This window comes from Acidovorax sp. GW821-FHT09B03, from assembly GCF_059418305.1.
The window spans coordinates 287444-304841 of sequence record NZ_JBWKPP010000001.1 but is presented as its reverse complement, the minus strand read 5'-3'; the positions used below and the strand labels follow the sequence as shown (position 1 = coordinate 304841).

Genomic DNA, 17398 nt, shown 5'->3' with positions numbered 1-17398 from the left:
TTGTTCGACGGGGTCAATCGGCGGTCAGCTGGGCCTTCTGCACCACGCCGCGCCATTTCGCGAGTTCCTGGCGCACGGTCTGAGCCAGGGCCTCGGGTGTGCTGCTGTCGACCACGGCGCCCTGCTCCTCGATGCGCCGGGCCACGTCCTTGTCGGCCAGGGCGGTGTTGAGCACCTTGTTGAGCTGGTCCACCACGGCCTTGGGCGTCTTGCCCGGGGCGAACAGCGCGTACCACTGGGTGATCTCCACGCCCTTGATGCCGGCCTCTTCGAGCGTGGGCACGTCGGGCATCAGCGAGGAGCGCTTGGGGCCGGCCAGCGCCAGCGCGCGCAGCTTGCCGTTCTTCACATGCGAGGAGGCCGAGAACAGGCTGGGGAACATGACCTGCGTCTGGTTGGCCATGGTGTCGTTCATCGCCGGGGCCGAGCCGCGGTAGGGCACATGCGCCATCTGCGCACCGCTCTCGAGCTTGAACATCTCGGCCGAGAAGTGCGGCGCCGTGCCGTTGCCGGCCGAGGCGTAGTTGTAGGAGGTCGGATGGGCCTTGGTGAGCGCCACGAACTCGGCCACCGTCTTCGCGGGCACCTTGGGGTTGATGACCATCAGCGTGGGCGAGTAGCAGACCATGCCGATCGGCTCGAACTGGGTGATGGGGTCGTAGCGCAGCTTCTGCAGCGCCGGGCTCATGCCGTGCGTGCCGATGTAGCCGAACAGGATGGTGTGGCCGTCCGGCGTGGCGCGCGCCACGTACTCGGCGGCAATGGCGCCGTTGGCGCCGGCCTTGTTCTCCACGATCACCGACTGACCCAGCAGCTGCGACATCTTCTGCGCCACCACGCGCGCCATGCCGTCGTTGCCACCGCCGGCGGCCGTGGGCACGACCAGGGTGATGGAGCGCTCGGGAAAGGCGGCGTGTGCCGCCAGCGGTGCGCCGGCCAGCGTGGCGAGGGCCAGTGCGGCGGCCAGCGTGCGGCGGCGCGATGGGGATGGGTGGGTCATGGTCTTGTCTCCTGTCATGTCGTTGTGAATGGATGAGAAAAAGGGAAGTCAGACCTGTTGTGCCGCGGCCTCTGCGACGAACAAGGTGCCTTCCAGGATCTTTCGGGCCGTGCGCACCAGCGCGGCCTGCACCAGCGTGCATTGGCCGTCCACCAGGGCGAGTTCGACATCCACGTGGATGCGGCCGGCCGGGTGCAGCACCTCCACGCGGCGCATGCCGGCGCTGGGCAGGGTGCGTGCGTCGCTGGCCACGTTGCCGGGCAGCACCAGGGCGGCGGCCACGCCGATGGCGCCGGTCACGGCGTGCGAGCGGTGGCAGCGCCGCGGCGTGAAGTAGCGCGAGACGATGCTGCCGGGCGCCGTGCCGGGCGAGACGATCACCGGCTTGGGCAGCACGCTGCCCGAGACATCGCCCATGCCCATGCGCAGTCCGGCCTCGCAGCGCAAGGCTTCGAGCCGTGCCAGCAAGGCCGTGTCGGCATCGAGCTCGGCAGGGCTCTCGTCGCCGCGCAGGCCCAGGTCGGCCGCACGCACCAGCACCATCACCTGGGCGGCGTCGATGCAGGTCACCGGCAGGCCCTGGATTCTGTCGATGCGCTGCCCGGTGGGGAAGATCTGCCCCGTGACGGCGCCCCAGGCGTCGAGGAAATTCATCAGCACCGGGGCGGCCGTGCCCTGCACGCCGTCGATGCGCACATCGCCCTCGTAGTGCACGCGGCCGCCGCGGGTCTGCACCTGCACGTCGATGCGCGAGCGGGTGTTCACGTTGTAGACGCGCACCCGCGTCACGTCGCCGGTGCGGCTGGCGGGCACCAGGCCCTGCTCGATCGCGAAGGGGCCCACGCCGGCCAGCATGTTGCCGCAGTTGGGCCGTGTGTCCACGCGGGCCTCGTCCACGCTGACCTGGGCGAACAGGTAGTCCACGTCGCAGCCGGCATGCGCCGAGCGCGAGACGATGGCCACCTTGCTGGTCAGCGAGTTGCCGCCGCCCAGGCCGTCGATCTGCAACTCGTGCGGCGAGCCGAGGGCCGCGATCAGCGTGCGGTCACGCTCTGCGGGATCCGTGGGCAGCCAGTCGGCCAGGAAGAAGGGGCCCCGGGAGGTGCCGCCGCGCATCAGGACGCAAGGTAAGTGGTAGCTCATGGGACCGCATGGTGCGGCGCCACGGATTGTTTGTGAATTGCATTGTTGACAATGATTGATGCATGCGGCGCAATAGATGTCCGGCGCTTGTACGTGATGAAATGGCGCCTGTGAATTGCAATGTTGCGAAGCATTGATGCACCGCACGCAATGCACGCCACCGACTTCCCTTGGTCCCTTTCACCGGGCTTGCGCCATGCACACCAAATTCGATCTGGCCGATATCCAGGCCTTCGCCGCCGTGGCCGAGCTGCAGAGCTTTCGCGCCGCGGCGGAATCCATCCACCTGTCGCAGCCGGCCTTCAGCCGCCGCATCGACAAGCTCGAAGAGGCGCTGGGCGTGCGCCTGCTCGATCGCACCACGCGCCGCGTGACGCTCACCGCCGTGGGCCGCGACTTCGCGCGCAAGACGCGGCTGTGGCTCGACGACCTGGACGGCATGCTCATGGGCCTGGGCGACGTGGCGGCGCGGCGCATGGGCGAGGTGACGATCGCCTGCGTGCCCTCGGCCGTGTATTACTTTTTGCCGCAGGTGGTCAAGCGCTACCACGAGCGCTTTCCGAAGATCCGCGTCAAGGTGCACGATGCCAGCGCCAACGAGGTGCTGGTGGCCGTGGCCCAGGGCGATGCGGATTTCGGCCTCAATTTCATCGGCAGCCAGGAGGCCGAGATCGAGTTCAAGCCCGTGCTGGCCGAGCGCTTCGTCGCCGCCTGCCGGCGCGACCATGTACTGGCGCGGCGCAAGAAGGTCACCTGGGCGGAGCTGGGCCAGCACGACTTCATGTCGGTGGGCAAGACCTCGGGCAACCGCCTGCTGATGGACCTGGCGCTGGCCAACGTGCCCGACCGCCCGCAGTGCCTGTACGAGGCCAAGCACGTGACCACCTTGCTCGGCCTGGTCGAGGCCGGCCTGGGCGTGGCCGCCGTGCCGCGCCTGGCCATGCCGGGCAAGGACCACCCCACGCTGGTCAGCATTCCCCTGGTGGACCCGGTGGTCACGCGGCAGATGGGGCTCATCAAGCGCCGCGGGCGCTCCCTGTCGCCCGCGGCCCAGCAGCTGTATGACCTGCTGGTGGCTACGCGTACTGCGCGCCCGCGCAGCGTGCGGAACCCATAAAAAATACAATCCAGGCCATGACAGCACCCAAAAAGCACCGCGTCGTCGTCGGCCTCTCCGGCGGCGTGGACTCGGCCGTCACCGCCCACCTGCTCAAGCAGCAGGGCCATGAGGTGGTCGGCATCTTCATGAAGAACTGGGAAGACGACGACGACAGCGAGTACTGCTCGTCCAACATCGACTTCGTAGACGCGGCCGCCGTGGCCGACGTGATCGGCATCGAGATCGAGCACGTGAACTTCGCGGCCGACTACAAGGACCGGGTGTTCGCCGAGTTCCTGCGCGAGTACCAGGCCGGCCGCACGCCCAACCCCGACGTGCTGTGCAATGCCGAGATCAAGTTCAAGGCCTTCCTCGACCATGCCATGCGTCTGGGTGCCGAGAAGATTGCCACGGGCCACTACGCGCGCGTGCGCCAGAACCCCGGCTCGGGCCTGTTCGAGCTGCTCAAGGGGCTCGATCCTGCCAAGGACCAGAGCTACTTCCTGCACCGCCTGAACCAGGCGCAGTTGGCCAAGACCCTGTTCCCCGTGGGCGAGCTGCACAAGACCGAGGTGCGGGGCATTGCCGAGGAGATCGGCCTGCCCAATGCCAAGAAGAAGGACTCCACCGGCATCTGCTTCATCGGCGAGCGGCCGTTCCGTGAGTTCCTGAACCGCTACATCAGCCATGCACCCGGCCCCATCCAGGACGACCGCGGCCGCACCCTGGGCAAGCACGTGGGCCTGAGTTTCTACACCCTGGGCCAGCGCCAGGGCCTGGGCATCGGCGGCATCAAGGAAAAGGGCGCGCAGCGCGGCGGTGGCGAGCACGAGCCCTGGTTCGTGGCGCGCAAGGACATTGCCAAGAACACCCTGCGCGTGGTGCAGGGGCACGACCATCCCTGGCTGCTGTCGCACGCGCTCACGGCGCAGGACGTGAGCTGGACGGCGGGCCATGCGCCTGCGCCGGGCGTGTATGGCTCCAAGACACGCTACCGCCAGCCGGATGCGCCCTGCACCGTGCTGGCCGCCGATGGCGCGGGCCTGTCCCTGCAGTTCCCCGATGCGCAATGGGCGGTCACGCCCGGCCAGTCGGCCGTGCTCTATGACGGCGAAGTCTGCCTGGGCGGCGGGGTCATCGCCAGCGCGACCGAATAAGGTCCAGTCAGCGTATCCAGTGCGCCAGCCCGTCGCGCTGCAGGCTGGCTTCGAGCAAGGCCTGCAGGCGCAGGCCGGCGTGCAGGTCCTCTTCGGTGGTCTCGTAGTGCATGCCTGCCAGTGATGCCGCGGTGGCTTCGTCCGTGCCATGCAGCCGCGCGACCTGCGTGGCCAGGTCGGCCGTTTCCTGTGGGCGCAGGCCGGTGAAGGCCTGGCGCAGGTCCGGCAGGTGGGCCACGAAGGCCGCGTCGTCCCACTGGCGCACCAGCGTGTCCAGCCCGTGCAGCAGGGCCGGCAGGCGCAGCAGCAGCTCGGGCGCGGCGGTCATCATGCCGTTCAGGAACTGCACCGCCGCCTGCGGCAGGGCGCCGGGGCCGAAGCGCTGGCGCACCACCGCGTCCAGCGCCGCATCGTCCCAGTGGCCGTCGAGGTAGAGCAGCGCGGTGGCGGCACCGGCCACGCCGGGCGCGCAGCCAGCGCCGGTGGCAAAGCGCGTGAGGTGTTCCACGAGCAGGCCGGCATCGATGGTGCTGGTGTTGTCTTCTGCCCCCAGGCTGGTGAGCAGGCGCCCCAGCTCGCGCAGCGAGAGCAGCAGGCGCACGGCCTGCTCCTGCCCGTCCACCGGTGTCTGCGCTAGGGGCGGCAGCAGGTACAGGGCGGCAGGCCACACGCGCTGCAGCAGGCCGGCGAGCTGCGGGTTCTGCTGCACGCCCAGCGGCTCACGCGCGCGCCACAGCGTGACCAGGCGGTGCCCGCATTCCACGACCGAGCCGAGCGAGGCATCCTCGTCGAGGTGGGCCGAGAGCATGGCCAGGAGCTGCGGCAACCGCGCGTGCAGGCCCACCAGGCAGGCGCGCTGCAGCAGGGCCACGGCGGCACTGGCGCTGCGCCCGCGGCCCTGGTCGGACAGGGCCGCCTCTTCGCGCAGCAGGCGCGCCAGGCACACCGCCTCGACGCTCGCGCCATCACTGGCCAGCGCGATCAGGCGCGCCTCGACCATCGGCGACCAGGCGGCGCGCCATTCTTCGAACAGCATGTTCAGCCTGCTGCCGGCGATGAAATCGGGCCCGGCCACCCACTGTGCCAGGCCCGCATCGAGGTAGGCCATGGCGTGCAGGAAGCGGCTGCGCTCGCGGTGCGCGGGTTTGCGGTACAGGTCCAGCCGCACGGTGCGCGCGGTGCTGTCGTCCAGGCGCACGCCGGCGGCGCGGGCCAGGCGGCGCGCATCCTCGATCAGCGGTGGCGAGCCGGCCGAGGGCGGCACGTCGCCGATGCGCGTGCCGCCGAGGAAGGCGCGCAGGTCGGCCGTGAAGCCGCGCGTGCCCTCGTCCATCGCCCCCTTGACGAAGCACGAGCGGATCGCGTCCAGCAGGTCCTGGCGGCCCGGCCCGGCATTGCCGCGCAGTTCGGCCAGGCGCACGGCCTGCAGCGCGGCGGCCTGCACCAGTGCGGTGGAGACCGCGTCCGTCTGGTCCTGTGTCCGCGTCTGCTGCGCAAAGCGGGCCAGCAGGTCCAGCGCCACCACCGTGAGGGGGTGCACCGCCCCGGTCGCGGGCGCAGCGCGCAGGTCCTGGGCCTCCAGGGCTTCCCAGGTGCGCTGGTAGTAGCCCGGTGAGGGCATGCCCGCGCCGTAGCCGTTGAGCGCGTCGAGCTGCTCGAAGCTGTAGCGGATCAGCCAGGCATCGGGCTCGGTGGCCTTGCCTTTTTTCACTGCCGCCTTGGCGGGCGCCGCCAGGGGCGGAGCCGCCTTCCAGCTGCGCAGCAGCTCGGCGGTGTGAAAGCCCCCTGTCACCACCACGATGGGGCCCTTCACGTCGTTGCGCCAGCGGCGGATGTGCGCCGCCATGTGGCGCTCGCGTGGCAGGCTCAGCTCGGCCTCGAGCACCTCGGGTTCGTAGTCCTGCCGGGCCATGGCGCACCAGCTGAACACGTCGGCGAACAGCGTGCGCCAGTCGGCCAGGGCCTCGGGCGTGCGCAGCTCGAACAGCCGGTCCCACAGGTCGTGGTGGTCCACGCAGCCGAGCTGGCGCGCCATGGCGTTCAGGTAGCGGCTGTGGGCGAAGTGGCGTTCCTCCATCTGGCTGCGCGCGGTGTCGGGGGCTTCGGTGCCGTCTTCGCCATCGCCATCGCCGCCGTAGCGGCGCTCCCAGGCCTTGTGGCGCCAGGGCAGGTCGATCAGCGCGATCTGCGCATCCAGGGCTGCGCCCTCGCGCACGGCGATCCATTCGGGGCTGTAGTCGCACAGGGGGTAGAAGGAGCTGCTGGTCACCGTGCGCGGCCCGGCCGGTTCGGGCTCTGCCTCGGCGCCGTCTTCGCCCGGCGGGGCCGGCTCGGCCCGGGCTTCGCGCGTGGCCTGGCACAGCCAGGCCACCGGGGTGCGGGTCTTCGGGTCCTGCAGCAGGGGCAGCAGGCTGTCGAGATCGTCCGGCCCCTCGATCAGCACGGCGGCCGGGCGCACTTCGCGCAGCAGGTGGCGCAGCGCCCAGGCGCAGGCCGGGCTGTGGTGGCGCACTGGCACGAAGAAGATGCCCTCGTCACCGAGCAGCTGCGGCAGCAGGGCCGCGATCTCCGGCGGCAGGCCCGCGGGCTGCGCGACGGCTGCGTCCATGCTCACTGCCACAGCGACCGGGCGGCGTCGTGAAAAGTCTTCCACTGCGGATCGCGGCGCGCGCGCTCGCGCACCACGGTGTCGAAGTAGTGGCGCACGCGCTTGGCGTCGTCGGCGCTGTCCTTGAGCACCACGCCCTGCAACTGGCCGGCGATCTCGCGCGGGGTCAGCTCGCCACCGTTGAAATGCCGCGCCTGCAGTGCGGCCGCATAGGCCACGTTCACGGCCTCGGCGGTGGACATCACGGCATCGAGCCCCTTGATGGCCGTGCCCTCCTGCGTCTGGCCGGCGCGCAGCTCCTGGAAGGTGGTGACCAGCAGCGCGACCACGTCGCGCGGCACGTTCACCGGCGCCTCGTTGCCAGCCAGCTCGCGCGCCAACTGGGCCATCACCAGGTCCACCTCGAACTGGTGGTCGCGGATCGGGCGCACGGTCTCGAAGTTGAAGCGGCGTTTCAGCGCCGACGACATCTCGTGCACGCCCCGGTCGCGCAGGTTGGCCGTGGCGATGATGTTGAAGCCGCGCTGCGCGAACAGGCGCGCGTCGTCGCCAAGCTCCGGGATCATCAGCTGCTTGTCGCTCATCAGCGAGATCAGCACGTCCTGGATCTCGGGCGGGCAGCGCGTGATCTCCTCGAAGCGCACCAGCTTGCCCGCGCGCATGGCCTGGTACAGCGGCGAGGGCACCAGTGCGCGCTGGCTCGGGCCCTCGGCCAGCAGCAGCGCGTAGTTCCAGCTGTACTTGATGTGGTCCTCGGTGGTGCCGGCCGTGCCCTGCACCGTAAGGCCCGAGTCGCCACTGATGGCCGCCGAGAGCAGCTCGGACAGCAGCGACTTGGCCGTCCCCGGCTCGCCTACCAGCATCAGGCCCTGGTGGCCCATGAGCGTGACGATGGCGCGGTCCACCATCGGGTCGTCGCCAAAGAACTTCTGCGTCACCTGCAGCTTCGCGTCGCCCAGGATGAACTGGCGCACCGCGCGCGGCGAGAGCTTCCAGCCCGGCGGCCGGGCGTGGCTGTCTGCCGCGGCCAGGCGGGCCAGTTCGTCGGCCCAGCGTTGCTCGGGCGCCAGGCGCACGGATTGGTTCGCGGAAGGTGGGGTGGTGCTCATGGATGGCTGGGGGAGTGGGCGGCGGGGCGGGGCCCCACCCTTCAGGGCTATTTTGGACCAGCTTTACACAGCCTCCGTGGCGGGTGTGCAACTGATTGATGAATGCGTATCACTCGCATCGATACAATTGGCTACTCCACAGCCAGATGTTTCTTTGAGTTCAAAGGGGTCCAGCAAGCAACCCCCTTGAATCCCGAGGAAACCTCCATGACCCAGTCCGGCCGCAAGGCCCTGGCCAGGCACGTGCCTGGCGATACCGCCCATGCGCTCGCCTTCCTTCGCCCCGCTGTCTTCTTCGCTACCCCGCCATGGCGTGCCAGCCTGATCGCGCTGGCCATCCAGGCCCTGCTGTGGCCTGCAGCGCCCGCCGCGGCGCAGACGCCTGCCGACAGCGGCCTGTTGGCCCAGGCGCGCGAGCGCGAGTCGTTGCCCGAGGTCAAGGTGAGCGCCGAGGCGCTGCGCCGCGAGGCCGGTGCCAAGGTGGTGGTTACGCAGGAAGAGGTCGAGAAGACCGGTGCCACGGGCATTGCCGACGTGATCCGCTACCAGCCGCTGGTGGAAGCGCCCGGCACGGTGAGCGGCGCCACGCGCGGTGCCAGCCGCTATGACCGCAGCGGCACCACGGGCTACAACATCCGCGGCATCGAAGGCAACCGCGTGGGCCTGGACGTGGATGGCATCGAAATGCCCGACGCCGTGAGCCGCGCCCCGTTGACCAACCGTGCCCAGGACGGCACCTTCGGCATGGGCCGCGACTTCATCGACCCCGACATCTATTCGGCGGTCGAGATCCAGTCGGGCACCACCAATGCGCAGCGCACGGCCGGTGGTATCGGTGGCGCGGTGAGCTTTCGCAGCAAGTCGCCCGAAGACTATGTGAGCGCCAGCAAACCCCTTTACCTGGGCGCCAAGCTGGGCTACAGCGGGGCCAACAGCGCCTGGACCAAGGGCATGACGGCGGCAGGCCTGTCGGGCGATTTCGGCGCGCTGGTGAGCTATGTGCGCCGCGACGGCAAGGAGACGAAGAACAACAGCCTGGGCGTGCCCAGCTACCCGGACGACTGGCACTCGGACGCCCTGCTGCTCAAGGGCAGCCTGCGCGTGAACCCCGAGCACAAGCTGGAGGTGGGCGCCGACCTGTACCGCCGCGAGGGCGACACCCGCTTCGAGGCCTGGAACACGGCGGCCACCGCCGTCACCGGCAACTCGCACCAGGTCGCCAGGACCGAGCGCAGCACCCTGCATGCTGCGCACACCTGGGCGCCCATCGGCGGTGGCCTGCTGGACCAGCTCAACACGCGCATCCACTTCCAGGAGACGGAGATGAACGACGTCACCGACACGGTGACCCTGGCCACGCGCGCCAGCGAGCGCGACATCTCGAAGAACACCACGCGGCAGCTGGGCTTCTCCAGCGTGGCCGACAAGCGCGTGGGCAACCACGCGCTCAAGTTCGGGGTGAACTACTCCACGGCGGACAACGCGCACCCGTTCAGCTCCACCGACCCGCTCGCGGGGCGCCAGCCCTTCCCGGACACCAACACGGTGCGCATGGGCCTGTTCGCCGAGGACACCATCGAGTGGCAGGTGGGCGGCAGGCGCCTGGCCCTGGTGCCCGGCCTGCGCGTGGACCGCGTGCGGCCCCGCATCGAGAACGCTGCCAGCTTTGCCAACGAGCGCATCACGGCGGCCGAGCTCGACCGCATGTACGGCAGCACCGCGGCCACCACCATCGTCAGCCCGAGCCTGGCCGTGCTCTACGACGTGGCCCCCGCGCTCACCGCCTATGCCCAGTACAAGCGCAGCGGCCGCGCACCGACCAACAGCGAGGTCTTCGGCTACTGGAACGGCGGCGGCGGCACCTATGCGCTGGTCGGCAACAAGGACCTGGGCAAGGAGACCAGCAACGCCTTCGACCTCGGGCTCAAGGGATCGCCCACCGAGGGCGTGGTGTTCAACGGCTCGGTGTTCCACACACGCTACAAGGACTTCATCTCCTACACCCGCTACACACGGGCCAACAACCCCGAGCTGTTCACCCACATCCAGCAAAGCCTGAGCATCCTCTACCAGGTCAGCAACCGCGACGAGGCCCACATCTCGGGCGCCGAGTTCAGCGCCCGCCTGGAGCACGGCACCTGGACGCCGGCCGCAAAGGGCCTGTACAGCACCTGGGCCGTTGGCTACAGCCAGGGCAGCTCCCAATCCCACTTCAAGGGTGACCGCAAGGTCGACCTCGACTCGGTGCAACCGGGCAAGGCCATCATCGGCCTGGGCTTCGATGCGCCGCAGAAGACTTGGGGCCTGAACCTCACCGGCACCTTCGTGAAGGGCAAGCAGGCCATCTCCACCAACCGCCTGGCCTTCAGCAACGACCCGGGCGCCACGCTCACGGACTCCACCACCGAGCTGTTCCGCGTGCCGGGCTTCGCGCGCTTCGACCTGGCAGGCTACTACCGCGTCAGCCAGAACGTGCGCCTGACCGCCGGCATCTTCAACATCGCCGACAAGAAGTACTGGGCCTACAGCAGCACCCGCAACCTGCAGCCGCAGTCCGCGCAGGACCGGCGCCAGATCGCGCTGTCCACGGCACCCGGGCGCACCTATGCGCTGGGCCTGAACGTGGACTTCTGATGGCGATTCTTTCCCTCCTTCCCACCTGAGCCAACGAAAGGCAACGATGACCATGACGATCCACAAGACCTCTTCCCTGCTGGCGGCACTCGCCGCAGCCGCCCTGCTGTCGGCCTGTGCAAGCAGCCCTGCCAGCGCCCCGGCAGCCCCGGGCCAGCCGGCCCGCCCGGCCGGTGGCCACGGCCTGCAGGCCTTCCTGGGCAGCTACGACACGAACCGTGACGGCCAGGTCACGCGCGCCGAGTTCGATGCCGTGCGCCTGCAGCGCTTTCGCGCCGCCGACACCAACGGCGATGGCGTGCTGAGCGAAGCCGAGTACGTGGCCGAGTTCGAGGGCCGCCTCAAGCGCCAGTATTTCGACGAAGGCAAGCAGCCCGACAAGGCCTACGAGAACAGCATCAAGCAGGCCCACGTGCGCTTTGCCATCGTCAACCGCGCGCGCGACGGCCAATTCACTGCGGCCGAGGACGCGGCCATCGCCGACAAGACCTTCAAGAACCTCGACACCAACGGCGATGGCATCGTCTCCAAGGACGACCCGCAGCGCCCGCCCCAGGCCCGCGCCAATGACGACTGAGGCCAGGACTGCAGCATCGCGCAGCTGCCTGGCAGCCGCGCTGGCGCTGGCCGCTGCGCCGGCGGCTGCGGCGTCGCTGACGCTGCAGATCACGCTGCCCGAGATCAAGACCGCTTCCTACTACCGGCCCTACCTTGCGGCCTGGGTGGAAAAGGCCGACGAGAAGGCGGTGGTGGGCACCCTCGCCGTCTGGTACGACACGCGCCTCAAGGACGGCCTGGGCAAGGGCTGGCTGCGCAACCTGCGCACCTGGTGGCGCATGGGTGGCGAGCAGCTCGCGCTGCCCGTGGACGGCATTACAGGTGCCACGCGGCCCGTGGGCACGCATGCGCTGCACTTTGCTGGCGGCAAGGGGCCGCTGGCCCAATTGCCTCCAGGGCGCTACCAGATGGTGGTGGAGGCGGTGCGCGAGCAGGGCGAGCGCGAGCTGCTGCGCGTGCCTTTCGAATGGGGCCGCACGGCCAACACGGCACGCGTGCAGGGCAGCAAGGAGCTGGGCCAGGTCACGGTGGACGTGGCGGACTGACCCGCTGCCTGCTCCCCCAAAAAAAACACCGGGCATGCTGTGGCATGGCCCGGTGTTCTTCTTTCTGGTGGATGCCCCTCGCGGGGCACCGCCACAGCCATCGGCTCAATCGTCGCTGGAGGCCAGGCTGATCAGGATGCGCAGCACGTACCAGAGCATCAGCGCGATCGACGCGAACAGGTGCAGGGCAGCACCGGCGGGGCGGTCGGTCGGGTAGTCGTGGATGATGCGCGAGGTGTCATACAGCACGCAGGCACCGGCGAACAGCACCATGATGCCGGAGAACCAGATGCCGAGCTTGAAGCCGAAGATCGCGCCGGCCACGATGGTGCCCAGGGCCACCAGGCCGCCCACCTTGAGGATGCCGCCCAGGAACGAGAAGTCGGACTTGCTGGTGAAGGCCGTCCAGGTCAGTGCCGCCACCATCAGCAGCGTGATGAAGCCTGCGGCGCCGATGGCGCCCGGTGCCACGATCTGGGCGATGCCGAACAGCGGCGCGAAGATCAGGCCTTCGGCCAGTACGTAGATCCCGAGGCCCATGAGCTGGGTCTGGGGCTTCTCGGCGTTGTCGGCCAGGTACGAGGCCAGCCAGCCCACGAGCATGAAGGCGCCCATTACGCCCAGCCAGATGAACTTGTTGCCGCTGGCCATGAGCATCTTGGCCGTGGTGTTGGAAAAGCCGCTCACCATCAGCACCGTCGACAGCACGACGAAGGCCAGGATGGCCGCGCCCAGGTGCTTGTAGGTGGAGACGATGAACTCGCGCCGCTCCATGGGGGAGCCGGACGGGTCTTCAGGGGTCAGGACATTGGTATTCACAAGGATGCTCCTCGGTTGGGTTGCTACTTCTCACACAAGGAGCGGCCTCGTGGGCCGCCCCTTGCCTCTCTATCTGTTGTTGGCTCAGGCGGCGGCCAGTTCGTCGGCGCGGCGCAGCTTGCGGTTGGACCAGACGCCACCGGCGCCCACCAGGGTCAGAAGGACGGCCAGGATCCAGATGCCGGCGCCGCTGAAGGACTGTGCCGTCGACGCGGCTTCGGCCTGCATGCGCTTGCGCGTGTCTTCGTAGCTGATGACGGCCTTGCCGCCGGTCACCACTTCATAGACGATGTCGCTGTCGCTGCTGTCGTACAGTGCGGTGATCTTCTCGTCGATGATGCCGCCCACGGTGTCCTTGGGCGTGCTGTGCGCGATGCGCAGCTTGCGGGCTTCACCGCCGGCGTCGGGTGCCACGGTGATCTCGTAGTACTGCTTGGTGGAGCGGCGCTTGCGCTTGACCGTCACTTCGCTGGCACCGGTGACCTTGCCGGCCACTGTCTGCAGCTGTTCGCGCGCCGTGTAGGCGTGGTCGCCATCGGCCTTCCAGCTGCTCCAGATGGCCAGGCCGGCCAGGCCCGGGCCCGCCAGCAGGATGAGCCATGCATAGCCCGTGATGAAAATCAGAATCTTTCGGACAAAACCCGGCATGAAAATACCTCCCTCAATCATTCACATTCACTAAAAATCCCGCCAGCTCATGGGCTGTTTTGCGGTGCGAGGGCTGGATCATCGCGGGACTTGCGCTGGCAAGATGTCGCAAATTGTGAGAATGGAGAGACCTCACCAAAAAAACGTGAATTCGTTCCGGTTTCGTCGCTCGATTCAAACAGTTACGGCTTGATGTTTCGCAGAACAGTCCCCTGAGGTGCTCTGCATACCGGCTACCAAGGCATCTTCTTTTCCCAATCGGCGTCGAAGCCGGTGCAGGCCAGGGCCACGGCCAGATAGTCGGCGTAGGCCTCGGCCAGCAGCACGGGCGGCACGCTGGCCAGGGGCAGGGCCGGGTTGCTGCGCCCGCGTGCGCGCGTGTTCTCGAACCAAAGGCCCTTGAGCGCTGCGGGCACGTTCTTCTCGGGCAGCACGTTGCCGGAGAAGTCGATGACCACCCGTACTCCGGCGCCCGCGAAATTCCTGGTGTATGCGGTAAACAGCCCACCCTCTTCGGCCGGTGCGCGCTGGTAGCCACGCCGGGTGAACGCATTGCGCAGCGTGAGGCTGTCGCTCGTCCAGCCCAGGCGATCGCGAATCCCATGGACGGCCTGGCCTGTGGCATCGGCCAGGGCCACCGCAGGGGTGCGTCGCGACATCTGCGCAAACAGCGGGCTGACCCGGTAGTCCTCGAAATGCCGGAGCCAGGCGTCTGCAGTGGCGGCATCGACCAGTGCCGCATGGCCCAGGCGCAGCAGGGAGCCGCGGGCCAAGTCCACTTGCCGGTCTTCGGCATCGAGCAGGCTGCCATCTTCCACAGGCCGAAAGCTCTGGAGCACCGTACCCTGGCTGTCGATGTTCAGCCATACCAGGCGCTGGACCAGACGGCCGGCCACAGGATGGCGGTGCAGGTATTCGCTCCAGCCGGCCACGGGCCACGAACGGCCAGTGCACATGGCTTCGAACAGGCGGGCGGTCTGTTGCTCGACCACCTCCTTCAAGGCCTTCCTGCTTTGGGACAGCAATGCCCTGGTCTCCTTGGCCTGTCCCGGGTCGTCGTCCTGGCGTGGTTCGGGCAGCGCCATGGCGACCTTGCCATCGGGATTGCGCAGCTCGGGCGCCATGCCGGGGCCGAGCAACAGGGTGAAAACCCGGTCGCCCAAGGGAAGTGCCAAGCTTCCGGTGTCATCGAGCCCGGCACTGGGAATGGTGCGGTCGGCCAGTTCGTCAGGTGTCCAACCGCGGTGGCGGGCGATTTCCTGCACCAGGGCCAGTGCCTTTTCCTGGATCGATGCAGCGCGGTGGCTGCGTGACACACCCAGCAGCAGCTGGAGCACTGCGGGATCGTCGCTGGCGGCCGCCGCTTCGAGCAGCGCTTCGATCTGAGCGCGGCGCTGCGGGTAATCGCGCATGTACTGGCGCAGCACGTCCACGATGTCGTGGCCGGGTGCATGGCTTGCCCAGGCCAGCATGCCCTTTTCTCCGATCGCAGTACCCAGGTATTCAGCAAGCTTCTCGCGCTTGCATTCCTCCAGCAGCTGCTCCAGGGTTCTGCGGTAGTCGGCTTCGTAAAACGGACGGTTCTGCTCTGCCGCGCCGTGGTAGGCGCGCGCGTATTGCTGCTGGCGCAAGGGCGCTTCGACCTGCGCATGCGCAGTGGCCTGTGCGAGCGTTGGGCGCCGCGTGTCGTGGCCGACGAACTGGTGCAGCACGCAGCTGCCGAGCGCTTGGCGGCTGGGCAGATCCAGGCGGGCCGCATAGTGGGTCAGCAGTGCGTTGCCTGCTGGTTCCTTGAGCTTGCAGGCCAGCGTGACCCACCACTGCAGGATTTCCGGCTCCACCGGGGTTCCCTGTTCCCACCGGGCGGCGGGCAGAGCGTCCATGGTGAACCAGGCCAGGCCGGCAGGTGGCTTGGCCTTGAGGCCCTTTCTTGCCTCGGCCAGGAGGATGGAGGGAGAGAGCCAGGCCGAGATGTCCTCCCCCAGCGCTTCCAGCGCGCTCAGGAAGGCAGCGCGCGCCGTTTCGCGGCTTTCCTTGTCCAGCGCGGTGCGCAGCGCGGGAATGGCTTCGGCGTACTGCAATTGCGCCAGCCAGGCGGCGGCTTCGGTGCGCACTTCATGCTGGGTATGCGCCAGCGCTCCGGCAACGGCGCGGCCGATACCGGGAGCACCGCGGAGTGCGTCCTGCGCCTGGGAGCGAAGGGCCCTGGCATCACCCAGGGCCAGCTCCAGCGCACGCGGCAGCCAGCGCGCAGGGATGCAGGGGAACAGGGCCAGGGTCTTGAGTGCGCGGCCGGGCTCCAGCTCCTTGTACGGGGCGCCGTCCTTGGCCCGGTGGCTCAGTCCCAGGGCTTCGTCGATGAAGCCGGGGTGCTCCATGAAGAACGGCCACACGCATCCGGGCGCCAGGAGCTCGCTGGCGCTGCTGTGGTTCCAGTCGGAGATCAGTGCACTGCGTGCCACCTCGACCAGGGGCACGCCGGCCCGTTGCGCCACGTCGGCCAGTGCGCGCAGGTCCACCGTGCCCTGCGGCTGGCGGGCGAGCCAGTCCTGGAAAGCCTCGTCATACCAGAAACTGCGCCCATGCGGGCAGGGACCGCGCCAACGCAACAGATGAAGTGGCCCGAAAGCGGGCAGGGCATGGATGCGCTGGCCCAGCGCCAGGGCCTTTGCTGCGTCACCGCTGCGCAAACGCTCTGCGTCCTGCGCGCTGGCCTGGCCGTTGAAGACCGCCAGGACCATGTGCATGTCGTCCTCGCTCAGCCTGGACGCACGCGCAAGCGCTTGCTGGTACCAGAAATCCTTCTGGACGCGGCCCTCGTTCTGGTCGATCTCTTCCTGCGCCAGAAGGCGCGCGTCTTCGATCCACTGCGCGCGGTTGGCCAGCAGCAACGCCAGGGCATCGCCGCCCAGCAGCGTGTCGGGAATCGGTGTCCACGCGGGCGGCTCGGGCAGGGTCATCTCCTGGGCATCCTGCGCCGCATCGAGCCGCGCCAGCGCATCGCGCAGGGCCTGCTGCAGGGGCTTGCTGGTTTCCCGCTCCAGGGCCGTGGCGAGAATGCCGCGCGAGACCTGCGCCGAGAGCCGCCCCAGCAGTTCGATGGCCTGGCCACGCTGCTTGGTGTCACCGTGTTGCAGGAGCGAGCGCAACACATCCAGGTGCTCGGCTTCGGACATGCCTGCGAGATGGGGCGCCGCCGCCTCGCGCACAGCCTTGGCGCTGTCGGCAGCCAGTGCCATCAGGACGTGGGCCAGGCCCGTTCGCAACTGGGCATCCTTGCCGATGCGCGCCGCGAGCTGCACGCGCCCGGAGGCCGAGAGCTTGCGCGGGAGCGTGCGCGCCGACTCGGGCCGGGCGAGCAGGACGCCCGCCACGGCGGGCGACTGGACGAGTCCGGCCAGCGACGCCTGCTGGTAGCTTTCGAGGGCTTTGCATTCGAACACCAGCTGCAGCGCCAGGTCCTCGTCCATTCCCTCATGGGCCAGCAGGCGTGCCACCAGCTCGACGGTCCATGCCGCGCGGTCCTTCGCCAGGCCACGCACTTCGGGGTACCGCCACTGGATGGTTGCGAACACCGCGTCGTTGACCAGGTACTGCAGCCAGTCGGGGACGGGGGCTCCCGGGCGCAGCAGCGACAGGCCCCGGTCGGCGGCCGCAAGGACCTTGCCCAGGCGCACCAGCGGTGCGAGCGCGGTGGTGCCGTCCGGCAGGCTGGCATAGAACGCGGCCCGGGGGACCAGGCTCCTGTCCGCAGCCGCCGCCATGGCAGGGTCGCCCCCGGCGTCGAAGGTCGCATACAGCCGGCCTGGTTGCCCCAGCAACTGGCCGGCCGCAAGCGGTGCCTGCAGGGCCTGCAGCTCCTGCAGCACGGATTCGTGGGTACCTTGCGTGATGAAGGCAAGCGCCCTGTCCGACAGGCCCGCCCGCGCCATCTCCAGCGGCTCCATGGTTTCGCGCAGCAGCCCGTGCTGCGCCTGCGTCAGGCCATCCGTTCCCGGGGGGCCGTTGGTGATTCCGGTGCCGCCGGCCGCCGCATCGCCTGCCATGTCCTGCCATCCCATTCGCATTCCCTCCGCCT

At 68.8% G+C, this 17398-nt stretch carries 12 protein-coding genes; 5 read left to right on the top strand and 7 right to left on the bottom strand.

Going from position 1 to position 17398, the window contains the following annotated elements:
* Positions 1 to 13 precede the first annotated feature (13 nt).
* Together AC07PA_RS01375 and AC07PA_RS01370 are read right to left on the bottom strand one after the other, a co-directional pair.
* A complete protein-coding gene (locus AC07PA_RS01375; RefSeq protein WP_494603764.1) occupies positions 14 to 1000 on the bottom strand; it encodes a Bug family tripartite tricarboxylate transporter substrate binding protein in 987 nt (328 codons plus the stop codon).
* A gap of 48 nt (positions 1001 to 1048) precedes the next feature.
* Positions 1049 to 2143 carry a 4-oxalomesaconate tautomerase gene (locus tag AC07PA_RS01370; protein ID WP_494603766.1) on the bottom strand — a complete coding sequence of 365 codons (1095 nt, stop codon included), beginning with the start codon at positions 2141 to 2143 and terminating at the stop codon, positions 1049 to 1051.
* 196 nt (positions 2144 to 2339) lie between these two features.
* Between AC07PA_RS01370 and AC07PA_RS01365 the strand changes: the two genes are divergently transcribed.
* A complete protein-coding gene (locus AC07PA_RS01365; RefSeq protein ID WP_145694016.1) occupies positions 2340 to 3260 on the top strand; it encodes a LysR family transcriptional regulator in 921 nt (306 codons plus the stop codon).
* Between the two features lie 17 nt (positions 3261 to 3277).
* Positions 3278 to 4399 carry a tRNA 2-thiouridine(34) synthase MnmA gene (gene mnmA / locus AC07PA_RS01360; RefSeq protein WP_494603768.1) on the top strand — a complete coding sequence of 374 codons (1122 nt, stop codon included), beginning with the start codon at positions 3278 to 3280 and terminating at the stop codon, positions 4397 to 4399.
* Between the two features lie 7 nt (positions 4400 to 4406).
* On the opposite strand, the gene AC07PA_RS01355 is transcribed toward mnmA, so the two are convergent.
* Both AC07PA_RS01355 and AC07PA_RS01350 read right to left on the bottom strand, forming a co-directional pair.
* Positions 4407 to 7007 (bottom strand): DUF5682 family protein, encoded by a 2601-nt coding sequence (locus tag AC07PA_RS01355; RefSeq protein ID WP_494603770.1) that lies wholly within the window; start codon positions 7005 to 7007, stop codon positions 4407 to 4409.
* 2 nt (positions 7008 to 7009) lie between these two features.
* A complete protein-coding gene (locus AC07PA_RS01350) occupies positions 7010 to 8116 on the bottom strand; it encodes an ATP-binding protein (RefSeq protein WP_494603772.1) in 1107 nt (368 codons plus the stop codon).
* A gap of 207 nt (positions 8117 to 8323) precedes the next feature.
* On the opposite strand from AC07PA_RS01350, the gene AC07PA_RS01345 reads away from it, so the two are divergent.
* The 3 genes from AC07PA_RS01345 to AC07PA_RS01335 are packed head-to-tail and all read left to right on the top strand — an operon-like array spanning position 8324 to position 11853.
* A complete protein-coding gene (locus AC07PA_RS01345) occupies positions 8324 to 10750 on the top strand; it encodes a TonB-dependent hemoglobin/transferrin/lactoferrin family receptor (RefSeq protein WP_494603774.1) in 2427 nt (808 codons plus the stop codon).
* A gap of 52 nt (positions 10751 to 10802) precedes the next feature.
* The gene (locus AC07PA_RS01340) at positions 10803 to 11327 is read left to right on the top strand and encodes an EF-hand domain-containing protein (RefSeq protein ID WP_494603776.1); all 525 of its coding nucleotides are present in this window, start codon (positions 10803 to 10805) and stop codon (positions 11325 to 11327) included.
* Positions 11317 to 11853 (top strand): DUF2271 domain-containing protein, encoded by a 537-nt coding sequence (locus AC07PA_RS01335; RefSeq protein ID WP_494603778.1) that lies wholly within the window; start codon positions 11317 to 11319, stop codon positions 11851 to 11853. Before AC07PA_RS01340 ends, AC07PA_RS01335 begins: the two co-directional genes overlap by 11 nt.
* 105 nt (positions 11854 to 11958) lie before the next feature.
* On the opposite strand, the gene AC07PA_RS01330 is transcribed toward AC07PA_RS01335, so the two are convergent.
* From AC07PA_RS01330 to AC07PA_RS01320, 3 genes are all read right to left on the bottom strand, one after another.
* A complete protein-coding gene (locus AC07PA_RS01330) occupies positions 11959 to 12672 on the bottom strand; it encodes a Bax inhibitor-1/YccA family protein (RefSeq protein ID WP_184855384.1) in 714 nt (237 codons plus the stop codon).
* Positions 12673 to 12756: 84 nt separating this feature from the next.
* Positions 12757 to 13320 carry a hypothetical protein gene (locus AC07PA_RS01325; protein ID WP_145694009.1) on the bottom strand — a complete coding sequence of 188 codons (564 nt, stop codon included), beginning with the start codon at positions 13318 to 13320 and terminating at the stop codon, positions 12757 to 12759.
* A 233-nt stretch (positions 13321 to 13553) separates the two neighbouring features.
* Positions 13554 to 17381, bottom strand: a complete 3828-nt coding sequence (locus AC07PA_RS01320) for a DUF4132 domain-containing protein (RefSeq protein WP_494603779.1) — start codon at positions 17379 to 17381, stop codon at positions 13554 to 13556.
* Between the last annotated feature and the right edge of the window lie 17 nt (positions 17382 to 17398).

Excerpts from the sequence above, each read along its gene's own strand:
- AC07PA_RS01375 (WP_494603764.1), bottom strand. The coding sequence starts at position 1,000 with ATGACCCACCCATCCCCATCGCGCCGCCGCACGCTGGCCGCCGCACTG.
- AC07PA_RS01370 (WP_494603766.1), bottom strand. The coding sequence starts at position 2,143 with ATGAGCTACCACTTACCTTGCGTCCTGATGCGCGGCGGCACCTCCCGG.
- AC07PA_RS01365 (WP_145694016.1), top strand. The coding sequence starts at position 2,340 with ATGCACACCAAATTCGATCTGGCCGATATCCAGGCCTTCGCCGCCGTG.
- mnmA (WP_494603768.1), top strand. The coding sequence starts at position 3,278 with ATGACAGCACCCAAAAAGCACCGCGTCGTCGTCGGCCTCTCCGGCGGC.
- AC07PA_RS01355 (WP_494603770.1), bottom strand. The coding sequence starts at position 7,007 with ATGGACGCAGCCGTCGCGCAGCCCGCGGGCCTGCCGCCGGAGATCGCG.
- AC07PA_RS01350 (WP_494603772.1), bottom strand. The coding sequence starts at position 8,116 with ATGAGCACCACCCCACCTTCCGCGAACCAATCCGTGCGCCTGGCGCCC.
- AC07PA_RS01345 (WP_494603774.1), top strand. The coding sequence starts at position 8,324 with ATGACCCAGTCCGGCCGCAAGGCCCTGGCCAGGCACGTGCCTGGCGAT.
- AC07PA_RS01340 (WP_494603776.1), top strand. The coding sequence starts at position 10,803 with ATGACGATCCACAAGACCTCTTCCCTGCTGGCGGCACTCGCCGCAGCC.
- AC07PA_RS01335 (WP_494603778.1), top strand. The coding sequence starts at position 11,317 with ATGACGACTGAGGCCAGGACTGCAGCATCGCGCAGCTGCCTGGCAGCC.
- AC07PA_RS01325 (WP_145694009.1), bottom strand. The coding sequence starts at position 13,320 with ATGCCGGGTTTTGTCCGAAAGATTCTGATTTTCATCACGGGCTATGCA.
- AC07PA_RS01320 (WP_494603779.1), bottom strand. The coding sequence starts at position 17,381 with ATGGGATGGCAGGACATGGCAGGCGATGCGGCGGCCGGCGGCACCGGA.